14 protein-coding genes are annotated in these 20,966 nt (G+C 73.7%); 11 read left to right on the top strand and 3 right to left on the bottom strand.

What is annotated here, in order from left to right; all coding sequences use genetic code 11:
• Positions 1–125: 125 nt before the first annotated feature.
• The gene (locus ACIBJF_RS25595) at positions 126–1,481 is read right to left on the bottom strand and encodes an SWIM zinc finger family protein (RefSeq protein ID WP_399176982.1); all 1,356 of its coding nucleotides are present in this window, start codon (positions 1,479–1,481) and stop codon (positions 126–128) included.
• 141 nt (positions 1,482–1,622) lie between these two features.
• Here ACIBJF_RS25595 and ACIBJF_RS25600 point away from each other — a divergent pair, with 141 nt between their 5' ends.
• The 7 genes from ACIBJF_RS25600 to sucD all read left to right on the top strand — a co-directional run bounded on the left by ACIBJF_RS25600 (position 1,623) and on the right by sucD (position 12,363).
• Entirely contained in the window at positions 1,623–2,789 is a 1,167-nt protein-coding gene (locus ACIBJF_RS25600) for an AAA family ATPase (RefSeq protein ID WP_399176984.1), read from the top strand.
• A complete protein-coding gene (locus tag ACIBJF_RS25605; RefSeq protein WP_399176986.1) occupies positions 2,786–5,548 on the top strand; it encodes a DUF5682 family protein in 2,763 nt (920 codons plus the stop codon). Before ACIBJF_RS25600 ends, ACIBJF_RS25605 begins: the two co-directional genes overlap by 4 nt.
• Entirely contained in the window at positions 5,545–6,723 is a 1,179-nt protein-coding gene (locus ACIBJF_RS25610; protein WP_399176987.1) for a VWA domain-containing protein, read from the top strand. Before ACIBJF_RS25605 ends, ACIBJF_RS25610 begins: the two co-directional genes overlap by 4 nt.
• 130 nt (positions 6,724–6,853) lie before the next feature.
• Entirely contained in the window at positions 6,854–7,717 is an 864-nt protein-coding gene (locus ACIBJF_RS25615) for a hypothetical protein (protein WP_399176989.1), read from the top strand.
• A gap of 199 nt (positions 7,718–7,916) precedes the next feature.
• Positions 7,917–9,755, top strand: coding sequence for a hypothetical protein (locus ACIBJF_RS25620; protein WP_399176991.1), 1,839 nt, complete (start codon positions 7,917–7,919; stop codon positions 9,753–9,755).
• A gap of 513 nt (positions 9,756–10,268) precedes the next feature.
• Positions 10,269–11,450, top strand: coding sequence for an ADP-forming succinate--CoA ligase subunit beta (sucC, locus tag ACIBJF_RS25625; protein WP_399176993.1), 1,182 nt, complete (start codon positions 10,269–10,271; stop codon positions 11,448–11,450).
• Positions 11,451–11,478: 28 nt separating this feature from the next.
• Complete coding sequence (gene sucD / locus ACIBJF_RS25630) at positions 11,479–12,363, top strand: succinate--CoA ligase subunit alpha (RefSeq protein ID WP_356302048.1); 885 nt, start codon at positions 11,479–11,481, stop codon at positions 12,361–12,363.
• A 153-nt stretch (positions 12,364–12,516) separates the two neighbouring features.
• On the opposite strand, the gene ACIBJF_RS25635 is transcribed toward sucD, so the two are convergent.
• Positions 12,517–13,611: a helix-turn-helix domain-containing protein gene (locus tag ACIBJF_RS25635; RefSeq protein ID WP_399176994.1), complete on the bottom strand. Its 1,095-nt coding sequence runs from the start codon at positions 13,609–13,611 to the stop codon at positions 12,517–12,519.
• 96 nt (positions 13,612–13,707) lie between these two features.
• Here ACIBJF_RS25635 and ACIBJF_RS25640 point away from each other — a divergent pair, with 96 nt between their 5' ends.
• Complete coding sequence (locus ACIBJF_RS25640) at positions 13,708–15,597, top strand: DUF6350 family protein (RefSeq protein ID WP_399176997.1); 1,890 nt, start codon at positions 13,708–13,710, stop codon at positions 15,595–15,597.
• A 41-nt stretch (positions 15,598–15,638) separates the two neighbouring features.
• On the opposite strand, the gene ACIBJF_RS25645 is transcribed toward ACIBJF_RS25640, so the two are convergent.
• The gene (locus ACIBJF_RS25645) at positions 15,639–16,472 is read right to left on the bottom strand and encodes a hypothetical protein (protein WP_399176999.1); all 834 of its coding nucleotides are present in this window, start codon (positions 16,470–16,472) and stop codon (positions 15,639–15,641) included.
• 269 nt (positions 16,473–16,741) lie between these two features.
• Here ACIBJF_RS25645 and purN point away from each other — a divergent pair, with 269 nt between their 5' ends.
• The 3 genes from purN (at position 16,742) to ACIBJF_RS25660 (ending at position 20,944) form a co-directional block, all read left to right on the top strand.
• On the top strand, positions 16,742–17,431 hold the full coding sequence (gene purN / locus ACIBJF_RS25650; protein WP_399177000.1) for a phosphoribosylglycinamide formyltransferase: 690 nt from the start codon (positions 16,742–16,744) through the stop codon (positions 17,429–17,431).
• Positions 17,428–18,996 carry a bifunctional phosphoribosylaminoimidazolecarboxamide formyltransferase/IMP cyclohydrolase gene (purH, locus tag ACIBJF_RS25655; protein WP_399177001.1) on the top strand — a complete coding sequence of 523 codons (1,569 nt, stop codon included), beginning with the start codon at positions 17,428–17,430 and terminating at the stop codon, positions 18,994–18,996. Before purN ends, purH begins: the two co-directional genes overlap by 4 nt.
• 727 nt (positions 18,997–19,723) lie before the next feature.
• A complete protein-coding gene (locus ACIBJF_RS25660) occupies positions 19,724–20,944 on the top strand; it encodes an RNA-guided endonuclease InsQ/TnpB family protein (RefSeq protein WP_399177002.1) in 1,221 nt (406 codons plus the stop codon).
• The last annotated feature ends 22 nt before the right edge of the window (positions 20,945–20,966 follow it).

The raw sequence follows: 20,966 nt of genomic DNA on the forward strand, positions 1-20,966 counted from the left end.
CGGTGGTGCTGCTTCGGCCGGGTGCGGTTGGAGGGGTCGGCGGGGTTCCGGTGGGTCGGTCGGCGGCATCGGTTCGGCTCGGGGCGTTGCCTGGGCGTGCCGGCGGTTTGCCGGCAGGCGGCCGGTCAGCACAGGGGCACCGCCTCGACCTCGCCGTCGGGCCAGGCCGTGAGCGGGGTGAAGCCGCGGTGGCCGCACTCGCCGAAGACCGTGACCGGGGCGCCGCCGGACAGGGCGACCAGCCGCCACAGGCCGGGGCGGGTGTGAGCGGCCCGGGTCAGCGGCAGGGCGGAGTCCGTGTCGGCGTCGGCCAGCTGCCACTGCTCGCCGTCCGGGACCGGTATCACCCGGTCCAGCGTCGCCGGGACGGACTCCAGCCAGGGGTCGTCGCGCAGCGCCTCGCCGTACCGGGCCGCCGCCTCGGCCGTGCTGATGCCGGGCGGACGGAACGCGGCCGGTGCGGGAGGGGCGAACCGCTCGCCCAGAGCGGACCGGGACTGACCGGCCCCCGGATAGGCGCACAGCTCCGCGTCCAGGGCCAGCCCGACCGGCAGGGACAGCTCGGGAGCACGGCCGGCCGCGCCGTAGGACAGCAGCAGCCGGGTGCGGCCCGAGGCGGCGCCGTGCAGCCATGTCCGGCGAGTCGTCAGTTTCGGGTCCACGGTGTCGTACTGGGCGAGGACCAGCCAGTGGTCGCGCAGCGGTGCGCCGTCCGCCGTGGCGGGCAGGCCCAGCCGGGAGCGGACCGTGGCCGCGAGGGTGTCCGGCAGCCGATCGCGGCGCAGCCAGCCCTGGTCGAGCAGGTGCAGCAGCGCGCACTCCTCCAGCAGCCGGGCCGGCCAGCCCGCACCCGATGCCGGGATCGCCCCCAACTCCCGCACGCGGGCGGCCAGTCCGGGCGCCTGGGCGTCGACCATGCGGGCCGCCGTCTCGTCCCACAGGCCGTACCCCGCCTGCTCGGCCGTGGCCAGGCCGCCGCGCAGCAGGTCCGCGAGGCGCTGCTCCAGCTCCGTCGCACCCGCGGTGACCCGCTCGGCGCGGCGCTCGGCCCGTCGCCGAGCCGCCCCCGGATCGGCGGACCCGCTCCAGGAACTCCCCTCACTCCGGCCCTGCTTGCCCTCCGTACGACTGCGTCTGCCCGTGAGCCACTGCTCGGCCCAGTCCGGCGCCTGCGCGGACGCCGGCACCGAGCCGTCGCCGCCCGCCCACAGCAGAAGCAGCCCGAGCGCGTGCTTGCACGGGAACTTACGGCTCGGACAACTGCACTTGTACGCCGGACCGGCCGCGTCGGCGAGATCGACCACCGTCTGGTACGGCCTGCTGCCACTGCCCTTGCACAGCCCCCACACCGTCCCCTCTCCACTCCCCGCCTCGGACCACGGACCGGCCGTGCCGAGCTTGCCTCCCGCTGTGCGTGACGCCGCGTCAGGCGCCAGTGACAGCACCTGTTCCGCGGTCCAGCGCACCCCCTGCTCAGTCATGTCTCCGACGGTAGGTCCCGCCACTGACAATCGGTCCGGCGCGGGCGTTCGTGCAGGTCAGAGCGATTGTCAGTGGCGTGGTGCACGGTGGATGCCAGATCCGAACCGGCCGAGCTGGAGGGGGCCTCAGCCATGTCAGCCATGCCTGCGTCTGCCACGTCTGCCACGTCTGCGTCCGTGCGACCGACGACCGCCGAACCGACCGACGGCGAGGGCGCGTCCGAGAGCGCACAGGCGCTGCGCCCGCACGCCGAGCACGCCTTCGCCGCCGAACTCGCCGCACTCGCCGCGCAGGACGACCGCCCGCGCCCGGCCCGCTGGAAACTGTCGCCGTGGGCGGTGGCGACATACCTGCTCGGCGGAACCCTGCCGGACGGCACGGTGATCACACCCAAGTACGTGGGCCCGCGCCGGATCGTCGAGGTCGCCGTCACCACGCTGGCCACCGACCGAGCCCTGCTGCTGCTCGGCGTGCCCGGCACCGCCAAGACCTGGGTGTCGGAGCACCTGGCGGCCGCGGTCAGCGGGGACTCCACCCTGCTGGTGCAGGGCACCGCCGGCACTCCCGAGGAGGCGATCCGCTACGGCTGGAACTACGCGCAGTTGCTCGCGCACGGGCCGAGCCGCGACGCCCTCGTGCCCAGCCCCGTCATGCGCGCCATGGCCGAGGGCATGACGGCCCGCGTGGAGGAGCTGACCCGTATCCCGGCCGACGTGCAGGACACGCTGATCACGATCCTGTCCGAGAAGACCCTGCCCGTCCCGGAGCTGGGCCAGGAGGTCCAGGCGGTCCGCGGGTTCAACCTCATCGCCACCGCCAACGACCGGGACAGAGGGGTCAACGGCCTCTCCAGCGCGCTGCGCCGCCGCTTCAACACCGTGGTGCTGCCGCTGCCCGAGAGCGCCGATGCCGAGGTCGACATCGTCACGCGCCGGGTGGAGCAGATCGGCCGCTCCCTCGACCTGCCGGCCGCGCCCGACGGCATCGAGGAGATCCGCCGGGTCGTGACCGTCTTCCGCGAGCTGCGCGACGGCATCACCACCGACGGCCGCACCAAGCTCAAGTCGCCCAGCGGCACACTGTCCACGGCCGAGGCGATCTCCGTCGTCACAGGCGGCCTCGCCCTGTCCGCCCACTTCGGCGACGGCGTGCTGCGCCCGGGCGACGTCGCCGCCGGCATCCTCGGCGCCGTGGTGCGCGACCCGGCGGCCGACCGGGTCGTCTGGCAGGAGTACCTGGAGACGGTCGTCCGCGAGCGCGAGGGCTGGACGGACTTCTACCGCGCGTGCCGGGAGGTCGGTGCATGACCGACGACACCCGCTGGCCCAAGGCACACGGCTCCGGACCGCTCCTGCTGGGCGTGCGGCACCACGGTCCCGGCTCCGCCCGCGCGGTGCGCAGCGCCCTGGACGCCGCCCGGCCCGCCGCCGTCCTGATCGAGGGCCCGCCCGAGGCCGACGCGCTGATCCCGTTGGCCGCCGACCCGGACCTGCGGCCCCCGGTCGCCCTGCTCGCCCATGCCGTGGACGAGCCAGGCCGCTCGGCGTTCTGGCCGTTCGCCGAGTTCAGCCCCGAATGGGTGGCGATCCGCTGGGCGCTGGAACACGGCGTCCCGGCCCACTTCATCGACCTGCCGGCCACCCACACGCTGGCGTGGCAGGAGGAAGGGGAGGAGAAGAGGGGACTTCCCGCCGAGCCCGGCCCGTCCGCCGGACCCGGCACCGAGGGGACCGCAGCCGACGCGCAGCGTGCCGATGCCGGCGGGGACGGCGAGGGGAGCCGGGACGTCGACGCCGGCAGGGAGGACGACACCGGCCGAGACGGCCGTGAGAGCCGGAACGCCGATGACAGCCGGGGAAGCGTCGAGCAGGTCCGGGTCGACCCGCTCGCCGTGCTCGCCGAGGCCGCCGGATACGACGACCCCGAACGCTGGTGGGAGGACGTGGTCGAGCACCGTGGCCCGGGACGGCGGGACCCCTTCGCCCCCTTCGCCGCGCTGGAGGAGGCGATGGACGCACTGCGCGAGCGGTACGGCGTCGGCGGGCACTCCCGGGACCTGGTCCGCGAGGCGCAGATGCGACTCCGGCTGCGCGCCGCGCGCAAGGAGTTCGGCGACCAGGTGGCCGTGGTCTGCGGGGCTTGGCACGTGCCCGCGCTGCGCGAGAAGACCACGGTCACCGCCGACAGGTCCCTGCTGAAGGGGCTGCCCAAGGTCAAGGCGGACCTGACCTGGGTGCCCTGGACCCACCGCAGACTGGCCCGGTCCAGCGGGTACGGCGCGGGCATCGACTCGCCGGGCTGGTACGGCCATCTGTTCCACGCCCCCGACCGGCCGGTCGAGCGGTGGCTGACCAAGGTGGCCCGGCTGCTGCGCGAGGAGGACCGGATCGTGTCCTCCGCCCACGTCATCGAGGCCGTCCGGCTCGCCGAGACCCTGGCGGCACTGCGCGGGCGCCCGCTGCCGGGGCTGAGCGAGACCACCGACGCGGTGCGCGCGGTCATGGGCGACGGCTCGGACGTGCCGCTGGCGCTGGTGCACGACCGGCTGGTGGTCGGGGACGTCCTCGGAGAAGTCCCGGAGTCGGCTCCCGCGGTGCCGCTCCAGCGCGACCTGGCCCGGCAACAGCGTTCCCTGCGGCTCAAACCCGAGGCGCTGGAGCGCGAACTGGAGCTGGACCTGCGGGGTGACACCGACGCCGGCCGCAGCAGACTGCTGCACCGGCTCCGGCTGCTCGGCGTCGGCTGGGGCGAGCCGGCGCGGTCACGGGGGAGCACGGGCACGTTCCGGGAGACGTGGCGGCTGCGCTGGGAGCCGGAGCTGTCGGTGCGGGTCGCCGAGGCGGGCGTATGGGGGACGACCGTACTGGGCGCGGCGCAGGCCAAGGCCGAGGCGGACGCGTCGGCCGCGCGCACCCTCGCCGACGTGACCGCGCTCGCCGAGCAGTGCCTGCTCGCCGGGCTGCCGGACGCTCTGCCCGTCGTCATGCGGGTCCTCGCCGACCGGGCCGCGCTCGACGCCGACGTGGGCCATCTCGCCCAGGCCCTGCCCGCCCTGGTCCGCTCCCTGCGCTACGGCGACGTGCGCGGCACCGACACCGGCGCGCTGACCGACGTCGCCGCGGGCCTCGCCGAACGCGTCTTCGTCGGCCTGCCCCCGGCGTGCGCCGCGCTCGACGCGGATGCGGCGGAGGAGATGCGCGGGCACGTGGACTCCGTACATACGGCGGTGGGATTGCTGGCGGAGACGGTGACCGCAGGGGGTGGGGGGGCCGGTGCCGGAGGGCGGGCCGGTGTCGGTTCGGGTGGCGGTGCCGTCCCCCCTGCCGGACACGGTGGTCTGCGCGGCCGTTGGCGAGCGGTGCTGCGGACCTTGTCGGTGCGCGACAGCGTGCCCGGGGTGCTGCGGGGGCGGGCCGTGCGGTTGCTGTTGGACGACGGTGAGTTGGGGGCCGACGAGGCGGCGCGGCTGATGGGGCTCGCGCTGTCCCCGGGGACTCCGCCGGCCGACGCCGCCGCCTGGATCGAGGGCTTCGTCGGCGGCGGGGGCGGGCTGCTGCTGGTGCACGACGAGCGGCTGCTCGGTCTGGTGGACAGCTGGCTGAGCGGGGTCTCGGCGGAGGCGTTCACGGACGTACTGCCGCTGCTGCGCCGCACGTTCGCGGCGTACGAGCCCGGGGTGCGCAGAACGCTCGGCGAACTGGTCCGGCGCGGACCGGGAGACGGGACGGCCGGCCGGGCGGCCCACGGGGTCATGACACCCGGCTTCGCCGCCGAACCGGACACCGAGCGCGCCGACGCCGTCCTACCGGTGCTGCGATTGCTGCTCGGCCTGACCGACCCGGCTGAGTGCGATCAAGGCCAACGAGAACCGGACGAGCGGGGTGCGGCGGAGCACGATCCGGCGCAGGGGGACCCGGCCCCGGCCGAGCGCGAGACGACCGAGCGCCGTACGGCGGCGGCGCGGGGGACGGCTGGGTGGGAGAGGTCCGAGTCGGGGGCGGTCGAACCGGTCCCGGCCGGCGGGGATGCGAGCGATGACAACAGCCTTGCGGGGGTGGCGGTATGACGAGTGAGGCGATCGCGGTGGGCGGCGGCGATCCGGCGCGGGAGCGGTTGCGGCGGTGGCGGCTGGTGCTCGGCGGGGACCAGGCCGACGGCACCGGATGCGCGCTGTCGGGCCGGGACGCGGCGATGGACGGCACACTCGCCGCGCTCTACGGCAAGGGGGACAAGCCGCAGGCGGGACGGGACCGTTCGGCGGGACTGGGCGCCTCGGCGCCGTCGGTGGCGCGCTGGCTCGGGGACATCCGCACCTACTTCCCGTCCTCCGTGGTCCAGGTCATGCAGCGCGACGCCATCGACCGGCTCGGCCTCGCCGCCCTGCTGCTGGAGCCGGAGATGCTGGAAGCGGTGGAGGCGGACGTGCACCTGGTCGGCACGCTGCTCTCGCTGAACAAGGCGATGCCGGAGACCACGAAGGAGACGGCGCGCGCGGTCGTGCGCAAGGTCGTCGAGGACCTGGAGAAGCGGCTCGCGAACCGTACGCGGGCCACCCTCACCGGCGCCCTCGACCGCAGCGCGCGGATCAGCCGGCCGCGCCACCACGACATCGACTGGAACCGCACCATCGCGGCCAACCTCAAGCACTATCTGCCCGAGTACCGCACGGTCGTGCCGGAACGGCTCGTCGGATACGGGCGGGCCGCGCAGTCCGTGAAGAAGGAGGTCGTCCTCTGCATCGACCAGTCCGGGTCGATGGCCGCGTCCGTGGTCTTCGCGTCCGTGTTCGGCGCGGTCCTCGCCTCCATGCGGTCGATCAGCACCCGGCTGGTCGTCTTCGACACGGCGGTGGTCGATCTCACCGACCAGCTGGACGACCCGGTCGACGTCCTCTTCGGCACCCAGCTCGGCGGCGGCACGGACATCAACCGGGCGCTGGCCTACTGCCAGTCACAGATCACCCGGCCCGCCGAGACCGTGGTCGTGCTGATCAGCGACCTCTACGAGGGCGGCATCCGCGACGAGATGCTCAAGCGGGTGGCGGCGATGAAGGCGTCCGGGGTGCAGTTCGTGGCACTGCTCGCGCTGTCGGACGAGGGCGCGCCCGCGTACGACCGGGAGCACGCGGCGGCGCTCGCCGCGCTCGGCGCACCGGCCTTCGCCTGCACGCCCGACCTGTTCCCCGAGGTGATGGCGGCCGCACTGGAGAAGCGGCCGCTGCCGATTCCGGACACCGTGTGACGCCGGACAGGAAAGGGGCAGGAAAAGGGACATGACCACCCATCGGTAACAGGGGACTTGCGCGGCTTCGGGCGTGCCGTGCAAGGATCGGCGCAGCCCGTGTCGTGCCGAGCCGAGGATGTCCAGCTCCTTGACCTTCCCAGCAGCCCTCCTTGGTACCACCGTGCGCGTGCTGCGTACGGCGGCCGGGCGGCGTGCGCTCCAACTGGTGCTGCTGGTGGGCGGACTGTTCGCGCTGGGCTTCCTCTGCGGAGAACAGGCGCACGCGGCCGAGAGCACCCCGGTGCCGGCGCAGGCGACGGCGGTGCGGTCCGTGGGGGCCGCCGGGCACGGGGACGTCGTACGGGCGGTCCGGACGGCCACCGGCCGGATTGCCACCCAGGCCCACACCGCCGGCGAACAGGCCGTCACCCCCGCACGCGAGGTACTCACCACCGTTTCGCGGACCGTCGACACTGTCGGGACCGTCGAGGCGACGGCCGCCCGAGCCGTGGTCGACAAGCCCCGGACCTCGGCGCCCTCCCTGCCCCTGCCCGACCTCCCGCACGGCACGGACGTCCCCGCCGACCTGACACCGGAGCCGGAGTCCACGGCGCCCCGCCCGCAGCAGTCCGGCGGTACGGCGGCGTCCGTTGCGACGGAGCGTCAGAAGCAGCGGCACGCCCACGTCCAGGGCCGTACCGCCGTCGGCGCACCGGCGCGGGTCGTCGTGTACGGGCCGGCGGCCGCCCCCGTGCCGCGGCCCGCGGCGCACACCGTCGCGCGCCACGGGGCCGCCGCCCTGGGCGTGCCCGGCCGGCCCGTGCCCGCCGGTGACTCCGACGGCGTGCTCGGCAAGCAGGCCGCCGACGGCAGCGCGTCCCGCCACAGTGACGCGCACGCCGTCACCCTCGACTACCGGGCGCCCCTGCGGCTCGTGCCCGGCGCCGCCGCGCGCGTCGACGCGCCCCGCACCCGGGACCGGCACCGGGACATCCCCGTCTTCCCCGGCTAGGCAGCAGGGCCGACCTCCCCGCCACAGATCTGTCGCGCGGGGCGGAACAGGTCTGCCCGCCCGTCCGGACCCCGCCGGCGATCGTCGCTGCCGGCCGTCGAAGCGCGTTCACCGCGACCGGCGTTCAGCGGTCTCCGGACGGCCATCCCCAACCGCTTCCAGCCGTCTCCGGCCGTTTCCGAAGGACTTGACGCACGCAATGAACAAGAACATCCGCCGTTCGATCGTGATAGCCGCCGGTGTCACCGGCGCGTGGGCGCTCGGCTCGGCCGTCGCCAGCGCCGACGAACTGTCCGCCACCTCCCTCTCCACGCCGGACGCGGGCACCGAGGCCGGCGGTGCCACCGACAGCGTCGCCGGGACGGTCGACGGCGTCCTCACCGGCGTCCACGACACCGTCTCCGGCGTCCGCAACACCGTGGCGGACACCGTCTCCGACCTGACCGGCACGGCCACCGCCGCCACCGCGGCCGGCCCCGCCGCGTCCTCCACCTCGCTCACCTCGACGGCGTCCACCGGCACCGGCGCCACCGACCAGGCCCCTCGCCACGTCGACGCCAAGGTCCCGACCGCCGCGAGGATCCGCGGCGCCGAGGCCGTCCGGGGCGCCCGGGCGGCCCGCACGGCGCAGGGACAGGCCCAGGCCCAGGTCCGGACGGACGGCACGCACGTCACCGGCCACGCCGCCCACGCGGCCGCGCACGCCGTCCGGACCGCCTCCCGGGCCGTCCCGCACGTCACGCCGCAGGACGAGATCGACTACCTCTTCGGCCCGCTCTCCTCCTTCGCGCCCGAGGTGGAGGAGGCCCTGGCCGCAGCCCAGACCAGGCTCCAGGCCACGCAGGCGGCGGCCCGCATGAAGGCGCAGGGTGTCGAGGGCGCCGTACGGACGACGGCGCAGCGCACCGTCGCGGGCGCGCAGGGGCGGACCGCCGGTGCGGCGGCCGATGCGCGCGGTACGGCCGCCCGGGCGACCGGCGTGGCCGAGGCCTCCGTCGCGGGTGTGCCCGCGCAGGTCACCGGTACGGCCACGGGTGCCGAGCAGCGGGTCGTCGGCACGGTCCGGACCGTGCCCGGCGCGGTCACGCCGGTGGTGGACGAGACGACCGCCGCCGCCGTCCCGCCGGTGGCCTCCGCGGCGGTGCACGGCGCCGTGCCGGTCGCCGGCCAGACCGTGACGGGCGTCGTTTCCGCCGCGCACGGGGCCTCCGGGACGCTGGGCGTCGCCGAGGGCGCCGTGACGGGTGCGTACGGGACCGCCCAGGGCGCCCTGTCCGGGATCCACGGGGTCGTCGCAGGCGCCCTGGGCGACGTACAGCCGGTGGCGGCAGGGGCGACGGCGTACGCCGGCGGGCCGGCCGGGCAGGCCTCGCGGGACGCCACCGACGCCGTGCTGCCGCCGGTGGCCGCCGGTGCCGTGCGCGGGGTCGTGCCGGTCGCCGGGCAGGCCGTCGCGGACATGGCCACCCTCGGTCACGGCGTTACCGGTGACGTCCGGGCCTTCGCGGGCTCTGCCGTCGGCGCCGTGCCCCCGCTCGCGCACGGTGTGACCGCGCAGACCGGAGCCTTCGCAGAGGGCGTCACCGCCCAGGTGCCGCCCTTCACGGCCGGGGTCACCGGCGCGACGGCGCCGCTCACCGACGCCGCCACGGGTGCCGCGTACTGGGCAGCCGACACCGCCACCGGGACCGCGCACCAGGCGGCCGGGACCGTCACGGAGACCGTGTCGCCCGTCACCGGCCAGGCCACCGGGACCGTGCTGCCCGGCGCCGTCGGTCTGGCCCACGGCGTCACGGGCGAGGCCGGGCCCTTCGCGGCCGGGGTCGCCGGGTCCGCGGCCGCGCCGGTCGGGCGGCAGGCCGGAGGGTTCGCCCACGACGTCCACGACACGGTCCGGGTCGCCGGCGGCTCGCTCGCCGGACACGCCGTCGGCGGGGCCGGTGAGGTCGCCCGTACGGCCGTACCGACGTACCTGCGGGACTTCGAGGAGGGGTACGGCGTGCCGCACGCGACATCGGGCATCGAGTACCAGGGCTGAGTGCCCCGAACCGCTCCGCGGGGTGTCCGGACCCGGACGGCCGAATGCCGTCGGCACGTCCGGCCGGGGCCCCGCGGCCCGGGCGGGTGGTCCCCATTGGGGTGGGGATCAACCGCCCCGGCCCCGGCACCACCGGGGCCGCCCCAGAGGCCTCACCGGGTCAACCCCAGCCCGGTGAGGCCTCGCACATGCCCCGAAGCCGCGGATCCACCGCCGATCCGCCGAAGCCGCGGATCCACCGTCGATCCACCACCGACCCGCCGAAGCCACCCATCCGCGCCGCTGCATCGGCACGCCGTGCCAGGAAACCCGGCATCATGTGACAGGTATCACCGCTCGGGTGTGACCCTCGATTTAGGGAGCCCCCGCAAGCGGCGATAACCTGCGAGACGGACATGCCGCGCGCTCGGACACCGTGTGCGCCCCCCTTGTGACAAGCGGACGTCACGTTGCCCTTCGCGGCACGCCCACGCATCCAACGAACCGCGAGATCACTGATAGGGACGGAAGCGCGTGGACCTGTTCGAGTACCAGGCGAGGGACCTCTTCGCCAAGCACGATGTACCGGTGCTGGCCGGTGAAGTCATCGACACGCCTGAGGCGGCGCGCGAGATCACCGAGCGTCTGGGCGGCAAGTCCGTCGTCAAGGCGCAGGTGAAGGTCGGTGGTCGCGGCAAGGCCGGTGGCGTGAAGCTGGCCACCTCCGCGGACGAGGCCGTCGCCCGCGCGACGGACATCCTCGGCATGGACATCAAGGGCCACACGGTCCACAAGGTCATGATCGCCGAGACCGCTCCGGAGATCCTCGAGGAGTACTACGTCTCCTTCCTCCTCGACCGTGCCAACCGCACTTTCCTCTCCATCGCCTCCGTCGAGGGCGGCATGGAGATCGAGGAGGTGGCGGCCACCCGTCCGGAGGCCGTCGCCAAGACGCCGATCGACCCGATCGACGGTGTGGACGAGGCCAAGGCCCGCGAGATCGTCGCTGCCGCCAAGTTCCCGGCCGAGGTCGCCGACAAGGTGGCGAACGTCCTCGTCAAGCTGTGGGACACCTTCATCAAGGAGGACGCCCTCCTGGTCGAGGTCAACCCGCTGGCCAAGGTCGCCTCCGGCGAGGTCATCGCCCTCGACGGCAAGGTGTCGCTCGATGACAACGCCGAGTTCCGCCACCCCGACTTCGAGGAACTCCACGACAAGGCCGCGGCCAACCCGCTCGAGGCCGCCGCCAAGGAGAAGAACCTCAACTACGTCAAGCTCGACGGCGAGGTCGGCATCATCGGCAACGGCGCCGGTCTCGTCATGAGCACCCTGGACGTCGTCGCGTACGCCGGTGAGAAGCACGGCAACGTCAAGCCCGCCAACTTCCTGGACATCGGCGGTGGCGCCTCCGCCCAGGTGATGGCGAACGGCCTGGAGATCATTCTGGGCGACCCGGACGTCAAGTCCGTGTTCGTGAACGTCTTCGGTGGCATCACCGCCTGCGACGAGGTCGCCAACGGCATCGTGCAGGCCCTGAAGCTCCTGGAGGACCGCGGCGAGAAGGTCGAGAAGCCGCTCGTCGTCCGCCTCGACGGCAACAACGCCGAGCTGGGCCGGCAGATCCTCACCGACGCCAACCACCCGCTGGTGCAGCGCGTCGACACCATGGACGGCGCGGCCGACAAGGCCGCCGAGCTGGCCCACGCCGCCAAGTAAGCACTCAGGACGAGGACACCAACACACCATGGCTATCTGGCTCAACAAGGACAGCAAGGTCATCGTCCAGGGCATGACCGGCTCCACCGGCATGAAGCACACGAAGCTCATGCTCGGTGACGGCACCAACGTCGTGGGCGGCGTGAACCCGCGCAAGGCGGGTCAGACCGTGGACTTCGACGGCACCGAGGTACCCGTCTTCGGCACCGTCAAGGAGGCCATCGACAAGACCGGCGCCAACGTCTCCGTCATCTTCGTGCCGGAGAAGTTCACCAAGGACGCGGTCGTCGAGGCCATCGACGCCGAGATCCCGCTGGCCGTCGTGATCACCGAGGGCATCGCCGTGCACGACACGGCGTCCTTCTGGGCGTACGCCGGCAAGAAGGGCAACAAGACCCGCATCATCGGCCCGAACTGCCCCGGCATCATCACCCCGGGCCAGTCGAACGTCGGCATCATCCCGGGCGACATCACCAAGCCGGGCCGCATCGGCCTGGTGTCGAAGTCCGGCACGCTGACCTACCAGATGATGTACGAGCTGCGTGACATCGGCTTCTCGACCGCCGTCGGCATCGGTGGCGACCCGATCATCGGCTCCACCCACATCGACGCCCTGGCCGCGTTCCAGGACGACCCGGAGACCGAGCTCATCGTGATGATCGGTGAGATCGGCGGCGACGCCGAGGAGCGCGCGGCCGCGTTCATCAAGGAGAACGTGACCAAGCCGGTCGTCGGCTACGTCGCGGGCTTCACCGCGCCCGAGGGCAAGACCATGGGGCACGCCGGCGCCATCGTCTCCGGCTCCTCCGGCACCGCGCAGGCCAAGAAGGAGGCCCTGGAGGCCGCGGGCGTCAAGGTCGGCAAGACCCCGACCGAGACGGCCAAGCTCGCCCGCGAGATCCTGGGCGGCTGAGCTTCTCGGCTCCAGTCAAGGTCCAGCTCGGTAGGCCCGTCCCGTCGTCCGGGGCGGGCCTACCGGCGTTTGCCTCACCGCACTGCGGCTGCCCAGGGGCGCGGGGAACGCCCCCACGGCGGGCAGCCCTGTCGCGCCCACCGGGCGACAGCCCTATCGGGCCTCCGGAACCAGCCGGTACGGCCCCTTCGCGGCGGCGCTCCGCAACTTCGCCTGCAACGCCCGCTCCTCCCGCGACAGCGGCCCCATCACCCCGGCCGGCGGAACCCCCTGCACCGCCTGCGCCGGAGCGATCGGCGCCTCATAGTGCGTCGGCGCCGACCGCACCGCGAGCGCCGTCGCGCCGATGATCGTCACCGTGCACGCGACCGCCGCCCACGTCCAGAACACGTTCCGCCGTTCGGCCTTCCGTCGCACCGGCTCCGGATCGGCCGCGCGCACCTCCTCGCTCGTGGCCGGCGGCCGCAGCCGGCGACGCAGCTCGCCGGGCTCGGCCAGGGCCGGCACCTGCGCGGCCAGGGCCTCGCGGGCGTAGGCCAGCCGGTTCGCGGCGGCCGGTGTGCTCGCCTCCGTCTCCGCCGCCGTCTCCGGCAGGTCGAGGCCCACACCGTCGTACAGGACGAGCGTGCGCCGGTACACCGGCGGCAGCGTCAGCAGGGCGTCCAGCAGCGCCCGGTCGGCCGGATCGGCGGGCGGCGGCTCCGGGCGCCGGTACCGGGACCGGAAGCCGTGCCAGTGCGAGAGCGCGCAGTCGTGCGCCGCCGCCCGCACCCAGCCGCCCGGATCCCGGTCCCGGGCCACCTCGGGCCAGCGCTGCCAGGCCAGCTGAAAGGCCCGCTCCACGGCCTCGCGGGCCACCTCCGGGCGCCCGGTGAGCAGATAGTTCTGGCGCACGAGCGCGGGGGCGCAGAACGCGTACAGCTCGTCGAAGGCCTGAGCGGGCGTCAGGGGCTGGGGGACGACGGCCTGAGGGGTCTCCCGGCCCGCCTCGACCGCAGACGCCCCTTCGCCCGCTGTCGGCCCATCGACCGCAGTCACCCCTTCGGCCGCGAACGTCGTCAGCAGCCTGGTGTACGTCTCGCCCTCGCTTCCGTGCGGGACGAGGCGGCCGGACTCCCACGCGCGCAGCGTCGAGGGGCCGACGCCGACCTGGGCGGCGAGCTGTGCGTGCGTCAGTGACCGTGACTGGCGCAGGCGTCGGCGTTCCGTCGGCGGTGGCAGCGGGCCGGCGGTGTTCTGTGGCGTCACCGTACGCCCTTCCGTACGAAAAGACACATGAACGTATATTGAGCGACACTACGGAGGTTTGCCTGTTACGACGGGAAAGAGCGTGTCGTTGGGAGCATGGCGAGCGTGATCCAGATGACCGCTCGCCCACCGTCGCTCTCGCCCTTGCTGACCCGGATGCGCAACCGCGAGCCCGGCCTGGCCGCCAGCCTGCTCGGCGGCGCCGTCGCGGCCGGACTCGGATTCGGCTCGTTCGCGGTGCTGGTGATGGTCCTGTGGGTCAGCTCGCCGTATCCCGACAGCGGTCCGGGCGGCGCGCTGCACGTCGCCGGAGCCCTGTGGCTGCTGGCCCACGGCGTCGAACTGGTCCGCACCGACACGCTCTCCGGTGCGCCCATGCCGGTGGGGGTGACCCCGCTGCTGCTGCTCGTGCTGCCCGTGTGGCTGGTGTACCGGGCGGCGAGGGTCGCGGTGGACGCGCCGGCCGACGCCGAAGGCCCGCCCCCGGTTCCGGCGCAAACGGTGTGGACGGGGGTCGTCCTCGGCTACCTCGGCGTCGGCGGCGCGGTCGCGCTGTACTGCGCGGGCGCGGAACTGCGGCCCGACTGGTTCTGGGTGACGGTGTGTCTGCCGCTGGTCGCGGCGGGCTCGGCGGCGGCCGGGGTGTGGTCGGCGTACGGCTGTCCGCGCGAGCCGGTACTGAGCGCGCTGGCGGTGCTGCCGGTGCCACTGCGGCGGTTGCTGTTCGGCGCGGACGAACGGGCCCGGCTGGGTACGGCCGTACGGGCCACCGGTGCCGCCACGGCGGTGTTCTTCGGCGGCGGGGCGCTGCTGGTCGGGGTGTCGCTGGTGTGGCACGGCGGCGAGGCCCGGGCGTCCTTCGTCCAGCTGACGGAGGGATGGACGGGACGGTTCGCGGTGCTGCTGCTCGGCGTCGCGCTGATCCCCAACGCGGCGTTCTGGGCCGCGTCCTACGCCCTCGGCCCCGGCTTCCTCCTCGGCGTCGGGCATCTGGTGCAGCCCTTCGCCTCCCATCCGGCCCCTCTGCTGCCGCCCTTCCCGCTGCTGGCCGCGGTGCCGGACGCCGGTCCCGGGACGCCGCCGAACTGGGCGGCGGGACTGGTGCCGGTGGCGGCCGGGGTGACGGCGGGGTGGTTCGTGGCGCGTGGGGCCGTAAGGCGGCCGGAGCCGGGCGCGCCGGCAGCGGCGCACTGGTCGGTCGGCCGCACCGCCGGGATGGTGCTGGTGACGGCGATGTTCTGTGCGGTGGCCCTCGCCCTGCTCGCCGGCCTGGCCGGCGGCCCGCTGGGGGTGGCCGCGCTGGCCCGCTTCGGACCGGTGTGGTGGCAGACCGGGGGAGCGGCGGGGGTGTGGACGGCGCTGTTCGGGATGCCGGTGGCGCTGATCGTGCGGGTGTGGCGGCTGTGGGGCCGGCGCACGCGGGACGGGGAGATCCCGATGCAGGGGACGGGAGTGGGGACGAGGGCGGGGAGCCCCGGGAGCGGAAAGCAACAGGACAGGACCAGCGTCAAGGCCGAGAAGGCGGGCCAGGGGGAGGGGGCCACCAACGTCGAGGGCAGGCTCGCGGGCAAGGCCAAGGAACCGATCAAGGCCAAGGAGTCCGGCAAGGGCGGGACCCCCACACCCCGACCGGCGTCGCCCGTGCCCGACGACGAGGAGATGTACGACTTCCTCCCGGCCGACGACCCGTTCCCCGGGGACTGGCACGACGACCTGGCCCGCACCTCACGCTGGGCGGCCCTGCGCGAGGCGGCCGCCCCTCGCGACCTGCCCGCCCCCTGGACAAGCCCCGCGGTCACTTCAGTGCCTTCGGATGAGACGATGCCCCCGGCGGAGTCGGCACCCCGGGCGGAGTCGACGCCCCTTCCGGAGACAACGCCCCAGACGGAGCCGGCGCCCCCGGCAGAGCCGCGCCCGGACCTCACCGACTCGTCGCCGAGCGACCCCGGATCCCCGGAGTCCCCTGACACGGCAACGGGCCACTGACCCGCCGGCGTGCCCCGGGGCCCTGGGCGTCAGGGGGAGGCTCAGCCGTTCCCGACTCCCAGAACCCCGCGCAGCTCCTGCGGCAGCAGTTGGTCGCAGGACTGTTTCGCCTCGTGGGTGAGGGCGTCGTTCACGCACGTGTAGTAGTCGCGGTAGACGAACTGGACCGTGAAGGTCGAGGCCACCAGGACCAGGGCCAGGGATGCCGTGACCAGGCCGCCGATGGCCGCCGTCGCCTGGGGCCGGCCCGCCCCCGGCGGAGGCGTCGGGGTGTCCGGGTTCGCGCCGCGGGGCTTGGCGCGCAGGGCGCTGATGCCCCAGTAGAGCGCCAGCGCGCCCAGCAGCAGGGCCACGTACGTCCAGCTGAACAGGGCGAAGAAGACGGCCCACATGCCGGACAGCAGGGCGTAGCGCGCGCGGCGCTGGGCGGGGTCGGTCGGGTCCCAGCGCATGCCGCCGGGGCCGTCCGTCCCGCCCGGGCCCTGGGGGCCGCCGCCGGGCCGCTCGCCGAAGCCGCCGGGGGAGCGCCCGGGCTGGCGGTCGCTCCACTGGTCGCCCCACGGGGAGCCGCCCTTGTGGCCGCCCCCGTGACCGGAGCCCTGGGAGCCCTCGGGACGGCGGGGCTGCCAAGGCCGGTCCGGGGTGCCCTCGGGCGGCGGCGCGAAGGGGTTGTCGTCCTGCCGCCCGCCGCCGCGTCCGTCACCGCCCCGACCGCCGGGGCCCGCAGCCCCGCCGGGACCACCCGCACCGCCGCCGTGCCCACCCTGGGGAGCCTCCGGCGGCGAGGTCGGCCGCTCTCGCAGCACGGTGCCACGCTCGCCTCCCTGGGCCGGGCTCGGAGGGAACGTGAGGAGTCGCAGGCTGCGAGCGGGCATCAAAAGAGCGTCTTCCCCTAGGCGAATACGGCTGTGCATACGGCGGTGCGTACGGCTGTGAACACGGCTGGCCGATATGAGCTTCTCCCCCCGACAACGCACCGCACGACCGTCGCGTTCCCGAGGCCGCCCTCCGTGATTCCCTGCCGAACGCTACCTTCCGGCCACGCCCCCGTCCCGTGGGGGCCTTCTCGTGTGCCGGTATCGTTGCTGACGGCCGGCCGCTTCGTAGACTTCCCTGTATCGAGGGGCGTAAAGCATTCGTGCGAATGTACAAAGCTCCGGCCGGTACCGTCGCCACCCCGAGAAAGGGCCCCATCGTGGCCGCCACCCCCGCTGGCCCAGCGGTCAAGCGCCTTGTCGTGCTGGTCTCCGGATCCGGCACCAATCTGCAGGCGCTCCTGGACGAGATCGAGCGCACCGGAGCCGAGCAGTACGGCGCCCGGATCGTCGCCGTAGGGGCCGACCGCGCCGGTATCGAGGGGCTCGCCCGTGCCGAGCGGGCGGGGCTGCCGACCTTCGTGTGCAAGGTCAAGGACCACGCGAGCCGCGAGGAGTGGGATGCCGCCCTCGCCGAGGCCGTGGCCGCCTACGAGCCGGACCTCGTGGTCTCCGCCGGGTTCATGAAGATCGTGGGCAAGGAGTTCCTCGCCCGGTTCGGCGGGCGGTTCGTCAACACGCACCCCGCCCTGCTGCCCAGTTTTCCGGGGGCCCACGGCGTCCGTGACGCGCTCGCGTACGGCGCCAAGGTCACCGGCTGCACCGTCCACTTCGTCGACGACGGCGTCGACACCGGCCCGATCATCGCCCAGGGCGTGGTCGAGGTCCGGGACGAGGACGACGAGAGCGCGCTGCACGAGCGCATCAAGGAAGTCGAGCGAAGGCTGCTCGTCGAGGTCGTGGGGCGGCTCGCCCGCAACGGCTATCGCATTGAGGGACGAAAGGTAGTTATCCAGTGACCGCCACCGCCGAGAGCACCAATCGGCCCATTCGCCGGGCGCTCGTCAGCGTCTACGACAAGACCGGGCTGGAAGACCTCGCGCGCGGGCTGCACGAGGCCGGTGTCGAGCTCGTCTCCACCGGGTCCACGGCCGGCCGGATCGCCGCCGCGGGCGTCCCCGTCACCAAGGTCGAGGAGCTGACCGGCTTCCCCGAGTGCCTGGACGGCCGGGTGAAGACCCTGCACCCGAAGGTGCACGCGGGCATCCTCGCCGACCTGCGGCTGGACAGCCACCGGCAGCAGCTCGCCGAGCTCGGCGTGGAGCCGTTCGACCTCGTCGTCGTCAACCTCTACCCCTTCCGCGAGACGGTGGCCTCCGGCGCCTCGGACGACGAGTGCGTGGAGCAGATCGACATCGGCGGCCCGTCCATGGTCCGTGCCGCCGCCAAGAACCACCCCTCCGTCGCCGTGGTCACCAGCCCCGAGCGGTACGCCGACGTGCTCGCCGCCGTCAAGGACGGCGGCTTCGACCTCGCCGCCCGTAAGCGCCTCGCCGCCGAGGCGTTCCAGCACACCGCCGCCTACGACGTGGCCGTCGCCTCCTGGTTCGCCTCCTCGTACGCGCCGGTGGACGAGTCGCGGTTCCCCGACTTCCTCGGCGCCACCTACGAGCGCAAGAACACCCTGCGCTACGGCGAGAACCCGCACCAGCCGGCCGCCCTGTACGTCGACGGCAGCGGCGGGCTCGCGGACGCCGAGCAGCTGCACGGCAAGGAGATGTCGTACAACAACTACACGGACACGGACGCCGCCCGCCGTGCCGCGTACGACCACGACGAGCCGTGCGTCGCGATCATCAAGCACGCCAACCCCTGTGGTATCGCGGTCGGTTCGGACGTCGCCGAGGCGCACCGCAAGGCGCACGCCTGCGACCCGGTCTCCGCGTACGGCGGTGTCATCGCCGTCAACCGGCCGGTGAGCCGGGAGATGGCCGAGCAGGTCGCGGAGATCTTCACCGAGGTCATCGTCGCCCCGGACTACGAGGAGGGGGCCCTGGAGGCCCTCGCCAGGAAGAAGAACATCCGGGTCCTGAAGGCCCCGGGCGCGCCCTGCAACCGGGTCGAGGCCAAGCAGGTCGACGGCGGTGTCCTGCTCCAGGTCACCGACCGGCTCCAGGCCGACGGCGACGACCCGGCGAACTGGACGCTGGCCAGCGGCGAGGCGCTGACCGCCGAGGAGCTCAAGGAGCTCGCCTTCGCCTGGAAGGCGTGCCGAGCGGTGAAGTCCAACGCGATCCTGCTCGCCAAGGACGGCGCCTCGGTCGGCGTCGGCATGGGCCAGGTCAACCGGGTCGACTCCTGCAAGCTGGCCGTCGAGCGGGCCGGTGAGGAGCGGGCGCGCGGCTCCTTCGCCGCCTCGGACGCGTTCTTCCCCTTCCCCGACGGGCCGCAGATCCTCATCGACGCCGGCGTGCGGGCGATCGTCCAGCCGGGCGGTTCGATCCGTGACGAGCAGGTCGTCGAGGCCGCCAAGGAGGCGGGCGTGACGATGTACTTCACGGGCACGCGCCACTTCTTCCACTGACACGGCGCCGTGGACAGGCCGGCGGCCTCCGGCCCTCCCCTGAGGGGGCCGGAGGCCGTCGGCCTTGCCGGGTCGGGGCAGCAGGGGCGCAGGGACCAGATCGGGTCCCAGGTCGCCGTGCCGGCCTGGTAGGCGGTCGAGGTCCAGCGAACGCTGCCGTCCCGGTTGAAGAACCTGGCGACCGTTCCCGGCGTCTGGTTGTTGGTGAACGGGCCGTCCCCGGTCCAGTTGTTCACGGTCCAGGTCTGGCACTTGTAGAAGTCGAACTTGGTGCCCTTGACGATCATGCACAGATGACCGTAGGCGCAGTCCAGGTCCTTGGCGGCGGCCTTGCCCCGCGGGGCCCAGGTGAGGGTCAGACCGTCGTAGCGGACCTTGTCGGCGGAGGCCGAGAGGGGCTTCGGGTGGCCCGCGAGGACCTGGTCGGCGACCTGCTGGACGCCGGTGACCCGGGTGCCGTCCGGGGCGGCGGCGGTGGCCGCGACCGTGGAGCCGGCGAGCAGTGCGGTGGTCGCGACGAGCAGTGCGGCGGGCTTGGCGATGTTCACCGGGTTCCTCCGGGGATGCCCCGGCCTTCAGGCCGGGGAGGAATCGGACTCCTGCGGGGCAGGGCAGGGATGGCCGGATCGCCGTCGGGGCGATCCGGCGTCCACCCCGCACGGCGGTGATGCCGCCCACGATCATCGAGAGCTCTCGACTGTCAGTCCGCTCGGGTAGGTTCGGATGCATGACGACAGAAGCGGCCACGAAGGACACCGGGCATGCCCGGTACACCTTCCGTGTGCGCCTGTCGAACACGGCCAGGCGCCGGCTCGAAGCCGAGTGGGATCGCTGCCGCTGGATCTGGAATGAGTGCGTCGCGAAGTCCCAGCAGGTCCACGCGCAGGGCAAAGCGGGTGGCGAGAAGCTGACGTGTGGTCCGGCTCAGCTCGACAAGATGCTGACCGAGGCCCGCAGGGTGACGCCATGGCTGGCTGAGGGCGCGTCGGTGCCTCAGCAGCAGGTGATACGCGACTTCGCCACGTCCCGCGCGAAGGCCTTGAAGGACATCGAGAACCGGTTGCCGCAGCAGCGCCGGGCCCAGATGCCCAGGTGGAAGAAGAAGCGGGAGGCGCGGCCCAGCCTCAACTACACCAAGCGCGGTTTCCGCCTCAAGGACGGCCGCCTGCACCTTGCGGGCCAGATCGTGGTGACGGTGGTGTGGTCGCGGCCCCTTCCGGCCGACCCGTCGAGTGTGCGGGTGTACCAGGACAGCCTCGGCCACTGGTACGCGTCCTTCGTCGTCCCCGCGCGGAGCGAACCGCTCGCCCGCACGGGGCGCGTGCTCGGGGTGGACTGGGGTGTGACGGAGACCGCCACCACCACCGACGACGCCTACGATCTGCCGCATGCCGAGCACGGCAGGCGGGCCGCGCAGCGGCTGGCGAGGTACCAGCGGATGATGGCCCGGCGGCGGCGTCCGAAGGGACAGCCCGCATCCGCGGGCTACCGCAAGGCCCGGGCACAGGCGGCGAAGCTGCACAAGAAGATCGCGAGGCAGCGGGAGGACACCGCCCGCAAGTGGGCCAAGCGGGTGATGCGCGGCCACGACGGGGTTGCGGTGGAGGACTTCAGGCCGAGGTTCCTGGCGAAGACCACCATGGCCCGCAAGGCGGCCGATGCCGCCATCGCCGCGACGAAGCGTGCCCTGGTCGAGATGGGCCGCAAGCACGCACGGGACGTCCGTCTCGTGCACCCGGCGCACACCACGATGGACTGTGCCAAGTGCGAAGCGAGAACCAAGCACGCACTGCCTCTGTCGATGAGAACGTATACCTGCACCGTGTGCGGAGCCGTGTCCCCCAGGGACAAGAACTCCGCCCGCGTGATGCTGGTCCGGGCAGGTTGGAACCCGGACGGTGTCGAGGGCGTAAGACCACCCGAGCCGCCGGCTCCGGCGGCGGCCTGAGCCGTAAATCCCCGCACAGCCC

This window comes from Streptomyces sp. NPDC050743 (assembly GCF_044456925.1).
In the GTDB taxonomy this organism is placed as follows: domain Bacteria; phylum Actinomycetota; class Actinomycetes; order Streptomycetales; family Streptomycetaceae; genus Streptomyces.